This window comes from Acinetobacter lwoffii (genome assembly GCF_052078135.1).
Taxonomy (GTDB): Bacteria; Pseudomonadota; Gammaproteobacteria; order Pseudomonadales; family Moraxellaceae; genus Acinetobacter; species Acinetobacter lwoffii_Z.
The window spans coordinates 1-16983 of record NZ_JBQGUZ010000037.1 but is presented as its reverse complement, the minus strand read 5'-3'; the positions used below and the strand labels follow the sequence as shown (position 1 = coordinate 16983).

The 16983-nt window shown below is 36.1% G+C and carries 17 protein-coding genes and 1 pseudogene; 10 read left to right on the top strand and 8 right to left on the bottom strand.

Features of this window, described 5'->3' with window-relative positions; all coding sequences use genetic code 11:
- Positions 1-26 precede the first annotated feature (26 nt).
- Complete coding sequence (locus tag ACTL4S_RS15610; protein WP_441299640.1) at positions 27-764, bottom strand: ATP-dependent nuclease; 738 nt, start codon at positions 762-764, stop codon at positions 27-29.
- A gap of 408 nt (positions 765-1172) precedes the next feature.
- Here ACTL4S_RS15610 and ACTL4S_RS15605 point away from each other — a divergent pair, with 408 nt between their 5' ends.
- Positions 1173-4367 carry a DEAD/DEAH box helicase gene (locus ACTL4S_RS15605; RefSeq protein WP_441299639.1) on the top strand — a complete coding sequence of 1065 codons (3195 nt, stop codon included), beginning with the start codon at positions 1173-1175 and terminating at the stop codon, positions 4365-4367.
- Positions 4368-4758: 391 nt separating this feature from the next.
- Positions 4759-5787 (top strand): IS701 family transposase, encoded by a 1029-nt coding sequence (locus ACTL4S_RS15600; protein WP_262735394.1) that lies wholly within the window; start codon positions 4759-4761, stop codon positions 5785-5787.
- 62 nt (positions 5788-5849) lie between these two features.
- Here the strand turns inward: ACTL4S_RS15600 and ACTL4S_RS15595 are convergent.
- From ACTL4S_RS15595 to ACTL4S_RS15580, 4 genes and pseudogenes are all read right to left on the bottom strand, one after another.
- Positions 5850-6170, bottom strand: a pseudogene (locus ACTL4S_RS15595) (hypothetical protein); the annotation flags it as partial.
- A gap of 98 nt (positions 6171-6268) precedes the next feature.
- Entirely contained in the window at positions 6269-7330 is a 1062-nt protein-coding gene (locus ACTL4S_RS15590; protein ID WP_262735384.1) for a DNA cytosine methyltransferase, read from the bottom strand.
- A 108-nt stretch (positions 7331-7438) separates the two neighbouring features.
- The gene (locus ACTL4S_RS15585) at positions 7439-8215 is read right to left on the bottom strand and encodes a hypothetical protein (RefSeq protein WP_046127874.1); all 777 of its coding nucleotides are present in this window, start codon (positions 8213-8215) and stop codon (positions 7439-7441) included.
- Positions 8216-8299: 84 nt separating this feature from the next.
- Positions 8300-8665, bottom strand: a complete 366-nt coding sequence (locus ACTL4S_RS15580; RefSeq protein WP_005028583.1) for a hypothetical protein — start codon at positions 8663-8665, stop codon at positions 8300-8302.
- Between the two features lie 419 nt (positions 8666-9084).
- Between ACTL4S_RS15580 and ACTL4S_RS15575 the strand changes: the two genes are divergently transcribed.
- Entirely contained in the window at positions 9085-9834 is a 750-nt protein-coding gene (locus tag ACTL4S_RS15575; protein WP_262735319.1) for a hypothetical protein, read from the top strand.
- Between the two features lie 34 nt (positions 9835-9868).
- Entirely contained in the window at positions 9869-10399 is a 531-nt protein-coding gene (locus ACTL4S_RS15570; protein WP_063454715.1) for a hypothetical protein, read from the top strand.
- A 101-nt stretch (positions 10400-10500) separates the two neighbouring features.
- Here ACTL4S_RS15570 and ACTL4S_RS15565 read toward each other — a convergent pair whose 3' ends face one another.
- Positions 10501-10863 carry a hypothetical protein gene (locus ACTL4S_RS15565; RefSeq protein ID WP_063454714.1) on the bottom strand — a complete coding sequence of 121 codons (363 nt, stop codon included), beginning with the start codon at positions 10861-10863 and terminating at the stop codon, positions 10501-10503.
- A 290-nt stretch (positions 10864-11153) separates the two neighbouring features.
- Here ACTL4S_RS15565 and ACTL4S_RS15560 point away from each other — a divergent pair, with 290 nt between their 5' ends.
- Positions 11154-11957, top strand: a complete 804-nt coding sequence (locus ACTL4S_RS15560; protein WP_441299638.1) for a DUF4942 domain-containing protein — start codon at positions 11154-11156, stop codon at positions 11955-11957.
- A 195-nt stretch (positions 11958-12152) separates the two neighbouring features.
- Here ACTL4S_RS15560 and ACTL4S_RS15555 read toward each other — a convergent pair whose 3' ends face one another.
- Positions 12153-12446, bottom strand: coding sequence for a hypothetical protein (locus tag ACTL4S_RS15555; protein WP_063454767.1), 294 nt, complete (start codon positions 12444-12446; stop codon positions 12153-12155).
- A gap of 221 nt (positions 12447-12667) precedes the next feature.
- On the opposite strand from ACTL4S_RS15555, the gene ACTL4S_RS15550 reads away from it, so the two are divergent.
- The 5 genes from ACTL4S_RS15550 to ACTL4S_RS15530 all read left to right on the top strand — a co-directional run bounded on the left by ACTL4S_RS15550 (position 12668) and on the right by ACTL4S_RS15530 (position 15811).
- Entirely contained in the window at positions 12668-13075 is a 408-nt protein-coding gene (locus ACTL4S_RS15550; protein WP_441299637.1) for a hypothetical protein, read from the top strand.
- A 65-nt stretch (positions 13076-13140) separates the two neighbouring features.
- Positions 13141-13611, top strand: a complete 471-nt coding sequence (locus tag ACTL4S_RS15545; RefSeq protein ID WP_005005983.1) for a hypothetical protein — start codon at positions 13141-13143, stop codon at positions 13609-13611.
- 11 nt (positions 13612-13622) lie between these two features.
- Positions 13623-14573 carry a hypothetical protein gene (locus tag ACTL4S_RS15540; protein WP_005005981.1) on the top strand — a complete coding sequence of 317 codons (951 nt, stop codon included), beginning with the start codon at positions 13623-13625 and terminating at the stop codon, positions 14571-14573.
- Positions 14574-15105: 532 nt separating this feature from the next.
- Positions 15106-15420 carry a hypothetical protein gene (locus ACTL4S_RS15535; protein ID WP_024160774.1) on the top strand — a complete coding sequence of 105 codons (315 nt, stop codon included), beginning with the start codon at positions 15106-15108 and terminating at the stop codon, positions 15418-15420.
- A gap of 13 nt (positions 15421-15433) precedes the next feature.
- Positions 15434-15811 carry a hypothetical protein gene (locus ACTL4S_RS15530; protein ID WP_024160775.1) on the top strand — a complete coding sequence of 126 codons (378 nt, stop codon included), beginning with the start codon at positions 15434-15436 and terminating at the stop codon, positions 15809-15811.
- A 55-nt stretch (positions 15812-15866) separates the two neighbouring features.
- Here ACTL4S_RS15530 and ACTL4S_RS15525 read toward each other — a convergent pair whose 3' ends face one another.
- Complete coding sequence (locus tag ACTL4S_RS15525) at positions 15867-16724, bottom strand: hypothetical protein (RefSeq protein WP_228199017.1); 858 nt, start codon at positions 16722-16724, stop codon at positions 15867-15869.
- Positions 16725-16983: the final 259 nt, after the last annotated feature.

Sequence of the window (16983 nt, the reverse complement as noted above, 5' to 3'; positions counted from 1 at the left end):
TAGCAGTCCTTAACAGATTTACGGAATTAGGTCGACCACTTACCCAAGTTACGCCTTAAATTTGGCTCAATTAGGGGCGCTTTGCATTTCAAATCTTTGTGCAACAAAGCCTCTAAAAGATATTGAATTTCGCCTCTTGTATTTAGAACAGCACCATCCTCTTTTATTGCTTGATTTGCAGAAATCATAGTACGAATTAGTCGCTCAACATTCGTATCATTTCCACCTAATGTTTCATGGTTTGCTAAAATTTGAGATAAACGAGATGCACGACCTGCTGATAATTCTCCTTCAACATCACGTAAAGGTTTTAAATACGTTGTGGAAAGATACATGCGAGCTGCTTTCTCTATGGTAGGTCCTTCAGCATTTTGTCCAGAATTAATATCTGTTTGAATAAATTGCCCAATTTTATTGGTTAATTGTTTGATAGATGCGGTTAGGTTTACGTATAAAAATGCTTCAGATTGGTGCTGTGTATTTTTGATATATGTGATGTGTTCTGGGAATATGCTTTGGTCATCAATACTAAGATCTGCAAATTTCAATTGAATATTGAGAATATTTTTCCCATCATGGAAATCAGTAAGTATAAATTTCGTCCACTCTGATGAGTTTGTATCTAGTACAAGTCTGATGGCATCAATAAGAGCCGTTTTGCCAGAGTCATTTTCACCTATTAGAAGGTTTAGCCCCTTATTGAACTCAAGTTCAAAATTTTGAAAAATACGAAAATTATTTATTTTTATGGTTTGTAAGTACATGCTTTTACTCTAGGTATTAATTAAATACGGAATTTATATCATATTTTCTTCCTAAAAGACTAAGTAAATAAAACTTCAGATTGAGTTATTCATTGGATTTTATCGATATAAAAAAAAACAGTATTTTGCGTGAAATGATGTGAATCAAAGATTTTAGGCTGAGGCTGAATAGCTACTAATTTTGTAGACACCGTTAAGTTAGATAAGATATCTAATTAACGAGGTGTTTTATGAGCAGTAATCATTGAAATGAATTCTTACAAACTGTAGGCTGCTATATGATCAACGCAGGTTGAAAACCATTAATTTATCTCAATTTTTATATCAACTAGGAGCATCTACAGAGCAGAAAACATACGCATTCTAACACTTAGTATTTTACTTTCACCAAGTTGATAAGAGGTACACATGAATCAAAACAACCTGACTCTAACTCATACAGAAGTTTTAAGCGTGTTAAAGCCTATTTATCTCTTTGAAACAAAAACTAAAATTGGAACGCTATCCCAACTAGCTATCGGTCCTGGTGAATGGGGCTTCGATGTTACGTACAGCAAAGAACGCTTTTTAAATCTTTCCCATCCAACAGGTATAAGTTTTCAAGCTGATTTAAAAGCTGGAATCGGTAAAAGTAAGAACTCTTACGAAATCATCAAAGGAACTATTTCAAGAACTACTAATGCTAGGAGCTCTTTTTTTGATGGGGTAACCTTAAATGGACAAGGTGAGAATGGCTGGAAATTACGTTTAGCGCAATTGGGAGCAACCTATTCTCTACTCTCACATTGGTCATTATCTAATGACGTTGCAACAGTTGTTTTACCAACAGGAACAGGTAAAACTGAAACAATGCTCATTACAACTTTGTCCGATAAAGCCAACAGAACATTAGTCATAGTTCCAACAATTGATCTTAAACGTCAAATATCAGATAAATTTGCTTCTTGGGGAATATTGAGAGAATTGGGTGTAATACCCCAAGATGCTCCAAACCCCAAGGTTTTAGTTTTGAATAAAATATTAACTAGCGAAGAACAATTAGAGATTTTAAAAGAAGCTGAGATAGTTGTTTCCACTCCTGCATTTTTTGCAAGAGCTAAAAGTGGTGTAGCAAATGCTGCAAAGGATTTATTCACCCACGTATATTTCGATGAAGCTCATCATATGGGCGCGGCAGAGTGGCAAGAACTCAAAAAATTATTTTCAAACAGCAAAATTGTCCAATTCACAGCTACCCCTTATCGAAATGATCGGCAACCAATTGAAGGAAAAGTAGTATATAACTATTCATTATCACAAGCTTTGAGGGATTCTTGCTTTTCCCCTATCTCTCTTGTATCAGTTGACGAGAAACACCCTAAGAAGAAAGATAAAGCTATTGCAGATGCAGCTATGGAAAGATTAAAAAGCGATAGAGCTAATGGCTTTGATGCACATAGAATTATGGTACGAGCCGAGAATCGAACAAAAGCAGAAGAATTATTTGAAGATTACCAACAGTGGTATCCAGATGAAAGAATTGTGCTAGTACACTCTGGTATCACTGGCAGAAAAAAGATCATAGAAGACATTAGAGATCATAAATATGACATCGTAGTATGCGTCGACATGCTTAAAGAGGGGTTCGACTATCCTAACTTTAAAATTGCTGCAGTTCATAGTGTGCACAAATCTTTGTCTGTACTACTTCAATTTATTGGTCGGTTTACACGCACTCAAGAAAAATTAGGACCTGCATCATTTGTTGTTAATTACGCAGAAGAAAAAATGTCCCAAGAGCTTGAGAATCTTTTTCAGGAAGGTTCAGGCTGGGAAACTGTTATTAGCGAAATAGCTGATGCAAAAAAAACTGAAGCTGAGTCACTACTAACCTTTCTTCAAGGCTGTCAGCCTTTTTCAGGCTTTGACTCACCAGATATAGAATTAAATCCCAAACTAGTCTATCCAGCCTTAAGTTGTGTTTGCTACAAGTGTGAGACGGTAAATTGGATTAATTTTAAAAATGCTTTTAATTTAAAACAATACGCACTCTCTCAACCATATTTTAATCAACAAGAAAATGTTTTTTATTTTACAACTCAGAAACGTGACAAAGTAAAGTGGGCGAAAACGGACAAAATTCGTGATCAGAAATGGGACTTAATCATTCTCCATTTCGATAAAACTAATAAAAACCTCTATATTGGGTATTCAGAAAAACTGCTGGATGTCAAAGAGTTAGTTGAAGCACTTACTGGAAACACAGCAACTCCACTCAACGGTGATTGTGTATTTCGGTCATTTGATTCTATTAAACGACTGAGTATAGTTCATGCTGGAATATTTAAGCCAGCTAATCATCTTCATCGTTATTCACGGCTAAGCGGTGCTGATGTTACAACAGAATTGACAAAGTGGAAGAATGGAAGCAGATGCCAAAAATCTGACTTTGTCGGTATAGGCTTTAGGAACGGCTTTCCAGTGAGTGTTGGTGCTTCTGTAAAAGGAAAAATATGGAGTCCAGCTCGTGTTAGCGATATTAAAGAATGGAAATCATGGTGTTTATCTATAGGAAACTTGATAACAGATGATTCTATAGACTCAAATCTATTACTTGAAAATTCAGCTTCAAAAACTCAGCTTGAAACTTATCCTATCAATATGATTGTCTTGGCAACTGACTGGTCTGAAGAACTTTATGACCGAATGCATAAAATTACGATAGAACTGGCTGACATGAAACCATATTTGCTTTCAGAGTGTGATTTACATTTTGATCAATACGTTGATAATAAGGCAGATTTCACACTTAAAATTCTTGAGACTGAATTAAACTTCTCGATTATCTTAGGTGGTGAAAAGGGACACTCCATAGTTGGTTTAGATAACTGTACCCTCAAACTTGATGGTTTAAAAAACACTAAAATTTCAATTAAACAGTTCTTCGAAGAAAATCCTCCCACCCTATTTCTTAGCGATGGATGCACAATTGCTGGTTGTATTCATACAAACTATGGTGACCTTCCTCTATCACAAATACCAGTAGATCGTATTGAAACATTTGATTGGGCTGGTGTGGACTTTACTATTGAGTCGATGTACAAAAGCTCAGTTAAACGTGAGCATTCCATTCAAGAATACATGATGCAATATCTTGTAAACAAAGGAGCTACCATTGTTTTTAATGATGATAATTCTGGAGAGTCAGCAGATATCATAGCTATCTTTGCTAAAGATAATTTGATTCACTTTGAACTTATTCATTGTAAATACTCAAAACAAGACTCTGGCGCTAGGCTTTCTGATTTATATGAAGTGTGCGGGCAGGCCATTGTTTCACTCCGCTACAAATGGAGGCCAGAAGAACTGCTGAAACATCTTGAAAGACGAAATGGTACGGGTGTATTACAAGGTAAGCGCTTCTATCATGGTAATTCAGGTGATATTGATACCATTAAAAAAGCATTGAAATATACAGATGTGAATTTTGAGTTTGCAATCGCACAGCCAGGTGTAAAAGCATCATCCATAACACTGGATATGCATAACTTCCTTGGTTCAGTTTACTCTACGGTCGTAGAGATGACTGAAACAAAGCTCCATTGTTATTTCAATCAGAATTAAGAAATCGATGTAACTTCATATGAGTAAAATTGACTAGCACCTGCAAGCGGCAACACATGAAAATACGCGACAAAGTTAAGAGTCTGCTTTAAGTCAATGAAGTGGAGTGGCATGTTTTTTTACCCGCAACAGCAGGTAATGTTGCTAAGTATCTAAAAGATTATGCTGACAAACTGGCGATTAGCACTGGGCTGCCACCACTCTCCTAGACAAATTTAGTCCATTCTTAAGACCTTTTTAGTAGGAAATATGTATTCACAACTAAGTTCATGAACCAAATATTTTATAAGTTATAATTTTAATGATCTAAGTAATTAAATTTATTGTTTATTAAATAGGACTTACGCATTGACGGATTCAAAAAAGTATTAAAATACTTTATAAAGTATCTGTGATCAGACGAATTAAACATGCTTCTACAGCAACTTGTACTCTACCCATTTATATGGGCTTTCTCATGACAGAACCGAACTCTATTAGCTGCACACAACTTGCCGAGACTTATAATATCTCGCATGATAGTGTAAATCGCTTTCTAGAGCGTGAAGACTACACACCTCACGACCTATATCAGGAAGCAATTCAACATATTGATAATAATAAACTTATAGTCAGTATTGATGATACTGTTTTAGATAAACCGTATAGTCAGCATATGGACTTGGTTAGCTATTTTTGGTCAGGCAAACACCACCGTTCCGTCAAGGGTATTAATCTCATTACCTTGTATGCGACAGATCAAAATGGTCAAAATATTCCAATTAATTTCCGAATTTATGACAAATCTGAAAGTAAAACCAAGAATGATTACTTTATGGATATGTTAAGTGAAGTACTCAGTTGGGGTGCAAAGATTCAATTTATTACAGGTGATAGTTGGTATTCATCGACTGGAAATCTAAAAACCATAAGAAAACATGGTATTCGATTTATGTTTGGTATCGACTGTAACCGTAAGGTTTCCCCAGAAAAAGGACAATGGTTTCAACTGCGTTTATTGCCGAATTTCCATCAGGGTCAAGTGGTCTGGCTCAAAGATTTTGGCTTTGTACAATTATTTAAGACTCAGTTAAAAGAACAGCAGAGGTTTTATATTGTGCATCAAGATGAAGATGATTTATTGTCCTTTGAAGGTTTTCATGAATTACATTCAAGTCATTGGAAAATAGAGCAATATCACCGGGTGATTAAACAGGTTTGTCATATTGAAAAGTTTCAAGTAAGACGATCTAAACTGATTTTGAATCATATTTTTTCAGCCTTGATGGCCTACGTTGAGATACAAAAGAACCAGTTTGAGCGGATCTTTGAAAATATATATCGTTGGCAGAAGAAATTATTTAGACCAATTATCAAAAACTTCATTGATGACTTTATTCTCGATAAAAATCATCTGCTACCACAGAGAATCTATAAGTAATAGTGCGTAAGTCCTATTAAATATAAATTTCATTGTGAACTAGATTTTAGGTGAACATAATGGTGATTTATTCTGTCATTCTTATATTGATTAAAAGAAATTTTACCTTCAACTAGACTATGTAAAGCATTAAGGTTTTGACGAACTAAATAAGCTTTTTCTGGCAAAGTTAAACTATCATTTTGCTTCGTTTTTAACTTTTGAATTATTTTATGAAGCATACTATGTGGGATCATTGAACTTTCGATATGATCTACACAATAAAAAACAGCATCTTTTCTCATATCATCAAGATATGTTTGATGTTTAACAGCATCCTCAACAGATACTTTACCTCGATAGTTAGAATGATACGTTTTTTTAAAAAATCTGCTTCTAGTCATTTCAAAGATTCAATAAGTATTACCATTCAATTAAACAACATTTAAGTCAAAGATGCATAGAAATTAATTTCTATGCGAGTAGTTTTTAAAATCCAACCTTAGAATGCAAATAGCTGTTCATTTATAGAATCAATGGCTGCCAAATCATCATAATCATAGTAAGCATCATCGATGGCAGACGAAATTTCATATTCAGAAACTCCTGAATTCAGAGCGAGTTTTAAAAGATTCCGGTCTAATCGGTCATATTTGTTTGAAAATGCCATCAGTTTATGGTCATGCGCGTTATTGGCCATAAAGAATGAATATGCAAAACCAACAGGCGTTACACTTCGAGCATTTTTAGTGGCCAAGCTTTTCCCACCATATAACTTGTGCATTTTAGATCCCTCTATAGGCTCTACTGGTGCAATAGGTAGGTCAGCATTAAATCTACCCCATAATAAGGTTTTCTTAGTGTAAGTATCCCCAAAATGAAACGGATCAAACGACAGACGCCACGGCGACAACCCGGTTAAGCTCGCAATACGCCCTACTGGATTCTCAATTGCCCAAATATTCGGTTTAAAAAATTCAATTGTTCTTAAAGTTTGGTACACCAGCTCAATACTGCTTAACGTGCGACCATCAGCATCTTTGGCGGTAAAATGTCTTGCACCAGAAACAGCAAAGTCAGTACATGGGCATGCAGCTAAAATCGCATGAACGTCCAAACCATCAAAGCATGCAAAAAGCTCGTTAAAGAATTCCACGCTGAAGTTATTAATATCGCCAAAATAAGGATCTGCCTGTATATCAAAGCGAAATACTTGATAGCCAGCATCAACCCATGGTTGTGACCATGTGCCAGACAAATCAAAAAGAGAAATGACAATTTTTTGGTTGTTTTGGTTGCGGATCGTTGGATCTAGATATTGGTTAAACGCAACGTTTTTCCATTGTTCTAAACGCTCTAATGCGGAAGATCTGGACATCCAGCCATTAGCTTCAACATATGCTTGTGATTTCTTATTTAAGCGAACAACTTCATTCTTATGCGGTGCATCAAAGATGTTTGAAATCTTAAACTCAGCATCAATAAAACTACTTCTTGCATCCAATAAAAGCTTATTGAAAAGTTGCAATTGTTCATTATTGTTTTGCGTTTTTACTAAATCCACGACCGACTCCAAGTTTTAAGCAATGAGCTTGATTACCTAATTTTAGAGTAATTTGTATGAATATAATTTTTTTTAAAAATAGTTATATGTCTATTCAGTTGAAGACGATTATCTACCATAAAGCTTATTGAGCTTTTCGGATGCTAAATCACTAAATTTGACGTAAATTGTGCTGGATGTCTTTGCCAATTTAACTTCAAGATGCTCATTAATCTGGATGTAAGCACCTTTACTAATATTTAGATCTTTAGTTAACTCCTGGATAGCCTGATCAAACCTATTCTCTTCTATCTTTAATAGTGAATATTCATTACTAATATTCAAATTAATAGATTTAGCGACCTGTTCAAAAGTGCGAATCATATTAAAACATAGGTCTATTTTTCTTTTTTTATTGATGCCAGCGCCGTGTATACGGGTTCTAGGAGATTTCTCGACAAACTTAAAACTCCATATCGTGTCGTATATACCAACTTGATTTGCCAAAACATCAACAAGAGAAGCGTTGCTAGATAGATTATCCAAGTCAGCAAGTGCTTTTCTTACCATCTTTAGTCCGAATACCTTACTGTTATGAGTACAATACTTCGTATAAAACCTAGTTTTTGCATCTGATTGGTGATTTATCTTAATAACTATTTGGTTATAAACCTTAATCCAATAAATATTACTCAATGTTAAATACAAAGGATCTCTTTCAGGCTGGCTTTGAATATTAGGAAGTATTACATTGAGGTCTGAGTGCTGGTTGAGTTGTAGTATGGATAATTGTATTTCTGGATCAAAAGAAACAAAGACCTTTCTTGCTTCAAGTAGCGCAGTAGTCTTTGTAGAAAACTCCTTAGAGAGCTCTTTTAATATTTGTTCTATTTCAGACTTCATCATAGTCGGTTTAACCAAAATTATCGAACAACAATAAGTAAATTAAAATAAATAGACAATAGGCCTGTAACCAGGCCTGGTAAATGATTACTTTGTATAAATCACATTCTTATATTGTGTTTGGAGCTTGTAGAACTCACGGCGAGATAGCTCTTTAGGGTTTTGAGCCATGATCGTATAAAACTTACGAATCTCTTGTTCCTTTGTTTCCGATGGTTCACTGATCTCAGCAATACGCACGGTTTCATACCAGCCGACTACTTGGCCATAGTCTTTAGATGCGATTTGCGCCGTAGAATAAAATACATAAGAAATAATGATGGTTGCAACACCAGTAATCGCTAACAACGTAAATGTCGTGCGACCCCATGCAAGAAGCTTTGCTTTGTATTCATCAAGAGCAAGCAACCAAGTACCAACCATCGCAAGAGCTAAAATATCACCTAAAATCATTTTGGTTTTCCTTAAATAAATTCACATTTCGCTTTTAATTATAGAAAATAAAACCCTTAAAACTTTTTTTCTAAAAACAATTATTCTTTTCTTAAAATATTTAAAAAGACTTATAAAACCACTTTAAGTTTGCTTAAAAACGCATACGCTGATTTTAATTGATTAAAATAAAACTCACGTTTTAATTTTTAGAGAAAAGTTAAAACCTTTTAAGGATTGATACTATGTATCTATTCCAACAGATAGGCGATCCCCTATGCACTCATTACCAGTTGACGCTAAATAAGCAAAACATTTTGCATCGAATCCTTTAAGTGATTGGGCAATAGGACTTGTCAAAGCTGATGCGGTGAATAACCACGATCGAAACCGTTAGACACATCATTATTGAACGTGAATTGAACTAAGGATCTGGACGCATGAATAAGCTTGTACTTGCCATTGAGTCAGGGCGTATTACTGACGGAGAAGTTTTATTTTTACAGTTGAATCAGCTTAAATCTGGTCAAATACCCGATATGGTAAGTAGACAGCAATTTGCTGAATTATCTGAAATGGTCAATGCCTTTCAGGATGTATGGATGGATGAACCAGTATCTTTTTTTCAGCCTATCCAAGACTTTTTAAAAGCGATTGATTTAGAAGTCTACAATGATTTCAGCACTGATTTTGACTTGTGGTACTACTACGAAGCACCAGAGCAAAAATACGAAGCAACAGTAGCAACTAAACCATTATTTTCGGCACCAAAACTCACCGCTACTGGTGAAGTCTACAACTGTCTATTGACCGTTGAACAAGCTCAAAACTATCTAAATAAGGCAATTCAATTTGCTCGTGACCATAACATGCCAGTGCCAAAGTCATGTAATGAACCGTTTATCGTCACAGATGGTTTAGATGTTGGATCTGAGTTGATCTACTCAGGCGTAGGCACAGATAAAGCCGTATATACGGCAATACAGCTCATACAAGAGGCAATACTCAATAATGCTGGTAAAGAGCATGTGTTATGCCTAAGACGTTTTTCAAACAGCTTAAAACCATTGTTAAAGTCTGCATTAGGTAAGGAAGTTTACTTAACCAATTGCACACTAGGGAAGCTGGCAGATCTTCTTGATCGCCCTGAAACATGGTCAGAGTTCACAGAACACTTTAAACAAAACTAATCAAGCTCATGGCTTAAAACTTGGAGATACGACAATGCAACTACACAATTTGAATCCTGGTACCGATACAGTTCGCCACCTTTTGAAAACCGAGAGTGCTACATATAGTGGCGTTCCATCATGTGTGATCAATATCATTGGGCAAGCAAAAAAGACTGTTCCCAACTTTATTGAAGTGATTTTTGTTGAGGTTGTATTGTTTCATCCCAAAGATGGCGAAGTATACGAAATTGAAGTGAGTGCACCGTTACAGGTTGAGCCTGTTGCCGAAGCTCACCGTATTGGAATGTTCAATCCAAGTGAAGCTAGAGCACTTATTGAGGGTGAAGTGCTGGATGTAGCAATCAATCTACAACGCAAGGCAATTGAGGAAATGATTGAATATGATTTGCTCTCAGAAGACGGTCTGGAGAAGTTCAACGCATGGAATGGGATCTCACCTGAAAGCCTATTGCTTGAAAGCTTTGAATGCGTGACCGAATACAACGGACTTCACAGCACACACTTTATGGCCAGCAAGGTGAAGCAAAAAGTAACCAATTACCTTAAAAGAGATTTGTTCTAATCAGATCCATAAAAAAGAGAGGTTTGCCCTCTCTTTTTTATGGCCATAGATTTATGGCCGTAAACGGTGTTTTTTAATTGATTAAAAAGGTTTTGGATTATTCAACCCATGAGATTAAATGAGGTGAGAAAGCCAAGTACTCCAGCTATACACATCACGAAAACAGCCCACAAAGATTGAGCGCCGTTAAACTGTAATGGCTTGGAATCATCAATCAACTTGAACACCCTTAAGATCCGCTGCATCACATTGTTTACACCAATCACAAAAAAGCCATAAATCACAGTAATGATTAGAAAATCATGTTGCTGGGGATGGTTACTTGCAAGCTTCAACATATATAAGTAGGCAAATATTGCTATTGAAGAAAGCGCATAAAAATATGCAAATACACAAGGCAGATAAATAAGCAGATCTTTAGTTGTCGCACGTATATGTTCTGAACGCTCATTTGATTTTTTCATTTAACAATATCCTCATTACAGATTTTTATAGCATTGGTATTTGTTCGATCAGTTGAGAACATAACTGAATGTTGTTTTTTCATAAGCATATCGACATCATCATTTATGAGTAGAGGTAATAAGGAATTTTAAAGGTTGAGCCATATTCCACTACATCAAGTTTTAAGCGTTGTGCTTATTTAATTTAATTATAGTGAAAAAGTTAGCTTATAAATTTTAAAAAAAAATTAATGACCATGGTTTTTATTAAAATATCTATATAGACAATTAAGCTAATTAGGTGGGCAATTATGAATATGTTGGTAAATATAAAAAGAGAAGTGCAAGCATCTGAATTAGACTTTATTGAAGTCGAAAAGCTAATTTTGCAATGCGAAAAAGCAAAATCGTCAATAAAGGTTATTTATGAAAGCATCAAAGATATTGAACTTGATGCTTACCAGATTATGAGTGCAATCACCCGAAAATCATATTCATCATCATTCAATACTGAAGAATCTGCTTTAAAACAAATATCGTCATGCTTCTGGAGGAAGTTAACTGAGATCATCAATCTTAGAAACTTTATATCTGAAAAAGAATATGATGCGTTGTCAGATAAAATTGCTCGTCATGAAATTGAAGATTTCACGATGGATAACGTGAATGTATTTTTAGAATCTATCTGGTCTACGCGCCACATGGCATATGCTCGTAAAGTTGATTCATTGTTTTGCCAATTATCAAGCAAATACAAAACCAATCTTGGTGCTGGTATTAACCCGTGCGTGATCATTCATCACAATAGCTACCATTCTTATTGCAGACGAGATAATTTAGTGGAAGAAGTACGCTTTATAGCAAGGCAGTTATTTGGCAAGCCTTTAGACCACACTAGATTAGATAAACTCAGGTTAGATCGTGGTATCTGGCATAGCATTGATGATAATTTATTACGCATTAAGATCTACGAAAACGGTAACTGTCATATCTTGTTTAATCAATGCGTAGTTGATCGCATTAACCAGGTATTAAACCTGTTATATCCGAATCAAATTGGCATAGATCCAAATGTAAAACACAAACGCCGTGCGTATGATGAACCCATTTTATAAAGCTCATTAAAAAACCATCAATTGTTATTGTGGTTTTTTTTTAGATATATACGGTACTAATTTTGCGATCGTGCCACTGGTGAACATACACTGACCATATCACTATGGATACTTGGGATAAATCATATCCCTTAAAGGCAGATTTAAATTTAGACTCCATTTTTCGGAGCTGCATTCTCTTATCACGAGATGGCTCTAATTCAATATCCCCAATGAATTGAGAATTGCAATAAGATCTTGTTCAGGTGTATCAGCAAGCACCGTCACGTTATAGCCACCGCTAAACTGGTGTAATTCAGCACAGTGCTCAACATCAGACGCCGTGAGTACCAATTCAACATCAAAATATTGAATCACTTTAAGCACCTGGTACTTTGCTTTAAAGAATCCGTTGTTTTCAGCTAACTTCATCGCTTCAGCAATGGTGATGTTTTCAAGCACAAGACGGTCTTGAGCTGGTTCAGCTTCATATGTTTTAAAACTTAACAATTTAATTAAACTTAATTAATTAACTAATTGCTCGTTAAATTATTCTTAATGCATTACGGCGATACGGCTAATAGAAAAATCATATTAGTACGCAAGCGATGTTTTTTAATTGATTAAAAAAAGATTGAAAATCTTATTTTTCGAGAAAAGTTTGCCAGGTTGTGTTTTCCAATAAAATGAAACTATCAAAAGCAGAAAGCTTAAAACTTGGAGTGAACAGCATGTCAAATTTAAACGCTCAATCAGTACAGTTACAAGGCACTTTATACATCGGTTTCCCTAAAACTTTTAGCGGTGCTCACATGGAAACATTGTTTGATGAAATCTCAGATTACATCGACAACAACTGTGATTTAACCCTTGCGGATCTTCAAGCGGATTGTGACTATGCTCAACTTCAATTTCAACAGCACATGCCGACATTGGCTGATAAAACAAATTTCTTCTTCATGGATGTTGAAATCTACGTTGCAACATTAAAAGAAAACTTTGGTCATACATCAGTACTCGACCAAGTTACCTCAGTAAATATCTTTGGCAAAAACCTTGAAGACATTTGCACGTTAATGGCTCAAAACGGCTACGCATACGACCGTATAGAAGATTGTTGGTCACGCGAACTTTCTTAATTCAATTCACCCATACGCACGGATAACGTGCGTATGCCACTGAATCACATTTGAGGATATAAACCATGCAAAACCTAATTACAGCGCATTGCGAGCTAACCATCAAACATGATGAAAAACAGCAAAAAAATGTCGGGCCTGTTGTTGTGACGTTTGGGGCGATCTTTACTGCTGAGTCGGTGAATGAATTGTTTTGCGCTATATGCCAAGACGGAATCAGATTTAAAGCAATCTATAACCCCGACAATATGTATTTTTTACGCCATGAGCTAAGCCCAATTGCTGATTTGTCAGTTAAGACAGACCAAGACGGCAACATTATTGTCAGTGTGATTGCATCCACTAGCCCATATTTTGAGATCAAAGTACTAAAAAATGGTTTTACCAACTCAGACACCTTAAATAGTTCTGCGATTCGCACGTTGGTTCGCAACCATCAAAGCCCATTCCAAGAGCAAATTTCTGACTACTTTGAAACAGACCAAATTTTTAAAACCATGCAAGCAATTTTTGCACACACGTATTTAAGCCGATAAGGAACTTCACCATGACGACCGCTACTGCTACCGCTGAAAAGACCGTGTTCAAACGTGAAACGTTGGAGCTGAAGAACATCCATGTTTACACCCAAAACGACCGCATTAACCAAAAGAGTCGCGTTGGCGACCGTGCATACGACAATGGATTAGTGAAAGACATCCTGTTCAGCCCTATGCTTTGGGCTACCCCTGAATTTTCATCTAGCTATGTTACTCAGATTCAAATTAAAGGCACACGCATTTATGATTCACTTTGCAGTTATACTGGCGTTCGCACCTATTTTTATAAGTTGTCAGACAGTGAGTTTGGGTGCATGTATCAAAAACGTCCGTACCCACAAAACGACTTTCTCTTAATTTTTGCAAACTTAACGCAAATGTTTAACGATGCAGTTTGTTACTTTGGAAACAACAGTAATAAAAACGCTTTTAAAAGTCTAGATTTTGACATCGAATGCGGTGTTTCACGGTTCAATTTACAGCAACGCTTATTAGAGTTTTATAAGAAGTCTAAACGCCAATTGACCATCAGTGAAACAACAAGCGGGATGCTTGGTGACTCGAATCTTCGCTATAACATCTTTGTTCGCAACCAACCAAAATTGGACAAACACGGCAAGCCGTTAAAATGCACCAAAAAACTCATTAAGCTGTACAAAGAGCGTGGCACAGTTGCGATCTATGGCGGTGACTGCATTTCACCACTCAAGCTCGTTAAACACCAACAAATCAAGCTAGAGAGCGAAAATGGCAAGTTTTCATATACGACTGACTTCATCACGTTGTACTCAGTAGAACAAGACATGTACACCTTATATATTCCCTATTCAGTACTTAATGAAAGCTACGGAACAACTAATAAATTTTATGGTTTGCATCTCACCCAAGAAGAAGCAGAAAAAACCATCCCGAAATTATTAGAACGTACTCAAAAGTATTTAAACCATAAAAAAGGTTAATACCCTTGCGTTGATCAGCTAATTGATCAACTGCTGGCTTTATAAACGCAAACGATGTTTTTTTAATTGATTAAAATAATCCAAAACTTAATTTTGATAATTCAGCACCCATAATTCTACTAATGCATTTCCATCAAGCCTTAATTCAAACCATATTCAATTAACAATGAATTAACACCACTACGGCGTTATTTCTTAAATGTGGTATATGGCTTTACCCACCCCCTACTCGTCTATGGCTAATTGTTCCAGTGTCAGTCAAAAAATGAAATATAATTCATTCTCAAAAATGAGAATCTGTTCACAAATGGGAACGCGAAGCAGCCTTAATTTTAAAAATACCAGTTCATCTAGACTAAATTTGAGTAAGTCTGATTAATATTGAATAAAAAACCTAAGTTTTTCGCCGTATGTTTTAATCTTCAATGGTTTAACTTTAATGAAATTTTTTTTAAATAAACTAATTTAGTGGATTTTGACCGTTATAATGGTTTTATCTCGAGGCATATTGCCTTAAACTTGGAGCCGTGTGATGTTAAAACTATCTAGTATCTTTTCTCATGAAGCTAGGATTGAATCCCTTGTTATTCAATTTGAAGCCGATTATCAAACTGCACTAAAGCAAGGTTTAGATATTTACTTTGGCGTTGGCTATGCAACTAATGAGGATAGTCAATCTATACAGGCGTATCTTGTGAAAGATAAGGAGATTTATAAAAAGCATTACTGGAGTTGGGAATACCCAAGAACACCACACAAAATTGAAAAAACTAAAGCTGAGCACCGCCATTGGTTAAACCTAGCTGATGTACGAAACGCTGCGCTCGAGGCGAATATTACAAAATAAAAAGGTAATCTAAATGATAAAAAAAAGTGTGGGTTTTGAACGTGCTTCTGATGTTCAAGCCATCGTTTACTCAGTAAAAGATGGATCTGCAGTTTTTGTCGTACCAAATGGCTTTGTGGTGCTGGAGGTTCCATTGTCACAAACTCAAGCCGAGTACTTCAAGATGTATGAGAAGTCACCTAATGTATTTGTGTTGTACGGTAAGGCAAAATTCCATTACGTGTGTGATTGTGAAGTTGAACTGGTTGGCTTTAGTATAGAAAAATCTAAGCTAACAAATCAATTGGTCAATCCAAGCTTATTTAGCCACATTGATAAACCTGCAGTCAGTATAGATTGCATCTATGATGATATGTCTGCACCAACTATAAGCCCTGGCTTTTATTGTTAATTAGCTGGTATAAAAGATGCCCGAAATTCGGGCTTTTAATTTGTCTGAAGACAAGTTATTTCAACTCGCACGCCGCTTTAATTCTGATGTTATTTGCCCAAGAATAAACATCCGAACCTTTTTGTGGGAAAGGCTGACTCTTAGAATACTGCAACCAACACACCGAATTATGGGTTGGATCTTGTGCCTTACGTTTTTCACGTAATTTAATCAGGCTTTCTCTTAACGCTGCAGTATCGTATTTTGGATCAAGTGACATAAAACCTACCGCAAACAGATCCGCATAAGATTCTCGCCATAGTTGCGTTTTACCGCTACTTTCAGCCGTTACAAAGGTAGATACATCATCCATCTTTACTTTGGACCGATCAGACGGCGCAATTGAATTTAATGCTTTAAGTGGCTGGCCAAGTTCACCAGGCACATCGGTCGCACGATCTAAACAGTGAGATAACTCGTGCGCTAATATCAGCATTTCCCAATCGTTGTAGCTTACATCGGTTTTTGCTTCTTTATACATGGTGTTCATGCTGGTTTTAGACATATTCACCAGGCAATATCCTGTACTAGATCTTAATGAAGCTGGAGAAGCTTGCGGTATATCTAAGGAAGTTAAAGCCCAACTTTCGTTAAAGTCACCTAACACAAGTGGCGCGTTGTAGTTTTCCTTGGCAAACTTTTGTAGTTGATTGAAGTTACTACCCGGTACCATCGCAGCAATATGGTCATGGTTGAACTGTTTCTTTTCTAGCGTCTTGAAACACCATATAAAACCATATGACAGTAGAAACATTAGGAGTGGAACAACAGCAACAGAGAGCATAAGTAGCTTAAAGTTTTCGTCTAGTCGCTTGGTTCGGTCTTTGGTCTTAATATAAGGTGTTGCCAAGCACCAGCTGAGCACTACTGTCATCAATATTAAAATAACAAGAAAAGTCATGGTGTAGCCAACTGGTTCAATAAACGTAAAGGCAATCCACGCATAACAAGTTAGGACGGTTAAGGTCCACGAAATGATGTTTAAAATGATTTTTGTTTTCACGCAGTTAGCATCCCTAATCGGCTTTGTTGCACAAAGATTTGAAATGCAAAGCGCCCCTAATTGAGCCAAATTTAAGGCGTAACTTGGGTAAGTGGTCGACCTAATTCCGTAAATCTGTTAAGGACTGCTA

What these genes read in the sequence shown, in the direction of transcription:
- ACTL4S_RS15525 (WP_228199017.1), bottom strand. Translation starts at nt 16,724, where the DNA reads ATGACAGTAGTGCTCAGCTGGTGCTTGGCAACACCTTATATTAAGACC.
- ACTL4S_RS15535 (WP_024160774.1), top strand. Translation starts at nt 15,106, where the DNA reads ATGTTAAAACTATCTAGTATCTTTTCTCATGAAGCTAGGATTGAATCC.
- ACTL4S_RS15610 (WP_441299640.1), bottom strand. Translation starts at nt 764, where the DNA reads ATGTACTTACAAACCATAAAAATAAATAATTTTCGTATTTTTCAAAAT.
- ACTL4S_RS15545 (WP_005005983.1), top strand. Translation starts at nt 13,141, where the DNA reads ATGCAAAACCTAATTACAGCGCATTGCGAGCTAACCATCAAACATGAT.
- ACTL4S_RS15560 (WP_441299638.1), top strand. Translation starts at nt 11,154, where the DNA reads ATGAATATGTTGGTAAATATAAAAAGAGAAGTGCAAGCATCTGAATTA.
- ACTL4S_RS15585 (WP_046127874.1), bottom strand. Translation starts at nt 8,215, where the DNA reads ATGATGAAGTCTGAAATAGAACAAATATTAAAAGAGCTCTCTAAGGAG.
- ACTL4S_RS15540 (WP_005005981.1), top strand. Translation starts at nt 13,623, where the DNA reads ATGACGACCGCTACTGCTACCGCTGAAAAGACCGTGTTCAAACGTGAA.
- ACTL4S_RS15580 (WP_005028583.1), bottom strand. Translation starts at nt 8,665, where the DNA reads ATGATTTTAGGTGATATTTTAGCTCTTGCGATGGTTGGTACTTGGTTG.
- ACTL4S_RS15605 (WP_441299639.1), top strand. Translation starts at nt 1,173, where the DNA reads ATGAATCAAAACAACCTGACTCTAACTCATACAGAAGTTTTAAGCGTG.
- ACTL4S_RS15575 (WP_262735319.1), top strand. Translation starts at nt 9,085, where the DNA reads ATGAATAAGCTTGTACTTGCCATTGAGTCAGGGCGTATTACTGACGGA.
- ACTL4S_RS15550 (WP_441299637.1), top strand. Translation starts at nt 12,668, where the DNA reads ATGTCAAATTTAAACGCTCAATCAGTACAGTTACAAGGCACTTTATAC.
- ACTL4S_RS15570 (WP_063454715.1), top strand. Translation starts at nt 9,869, where the DNA reads ATGCAACTACACAATTTGAATCCTGGTACCGATACAGTTCGCCACCTT.
- ACTL4S_RS15530 (WP_024160775.1), top strand. Translation starts at nt 15,434, where the DNA reads ATGATAAAAAAAAGTGTGGGTTTTGAACGTGCTTCTGATGTTCAAGCC.
- ACTL4S_RS15565 (WP_063454714.1), bottom strand. Translation starts at nt 10,863, where the DNA reads ATGAAAAAATCAAATGAGCGTTCAGAACATATACGTGCGACAACTAAA.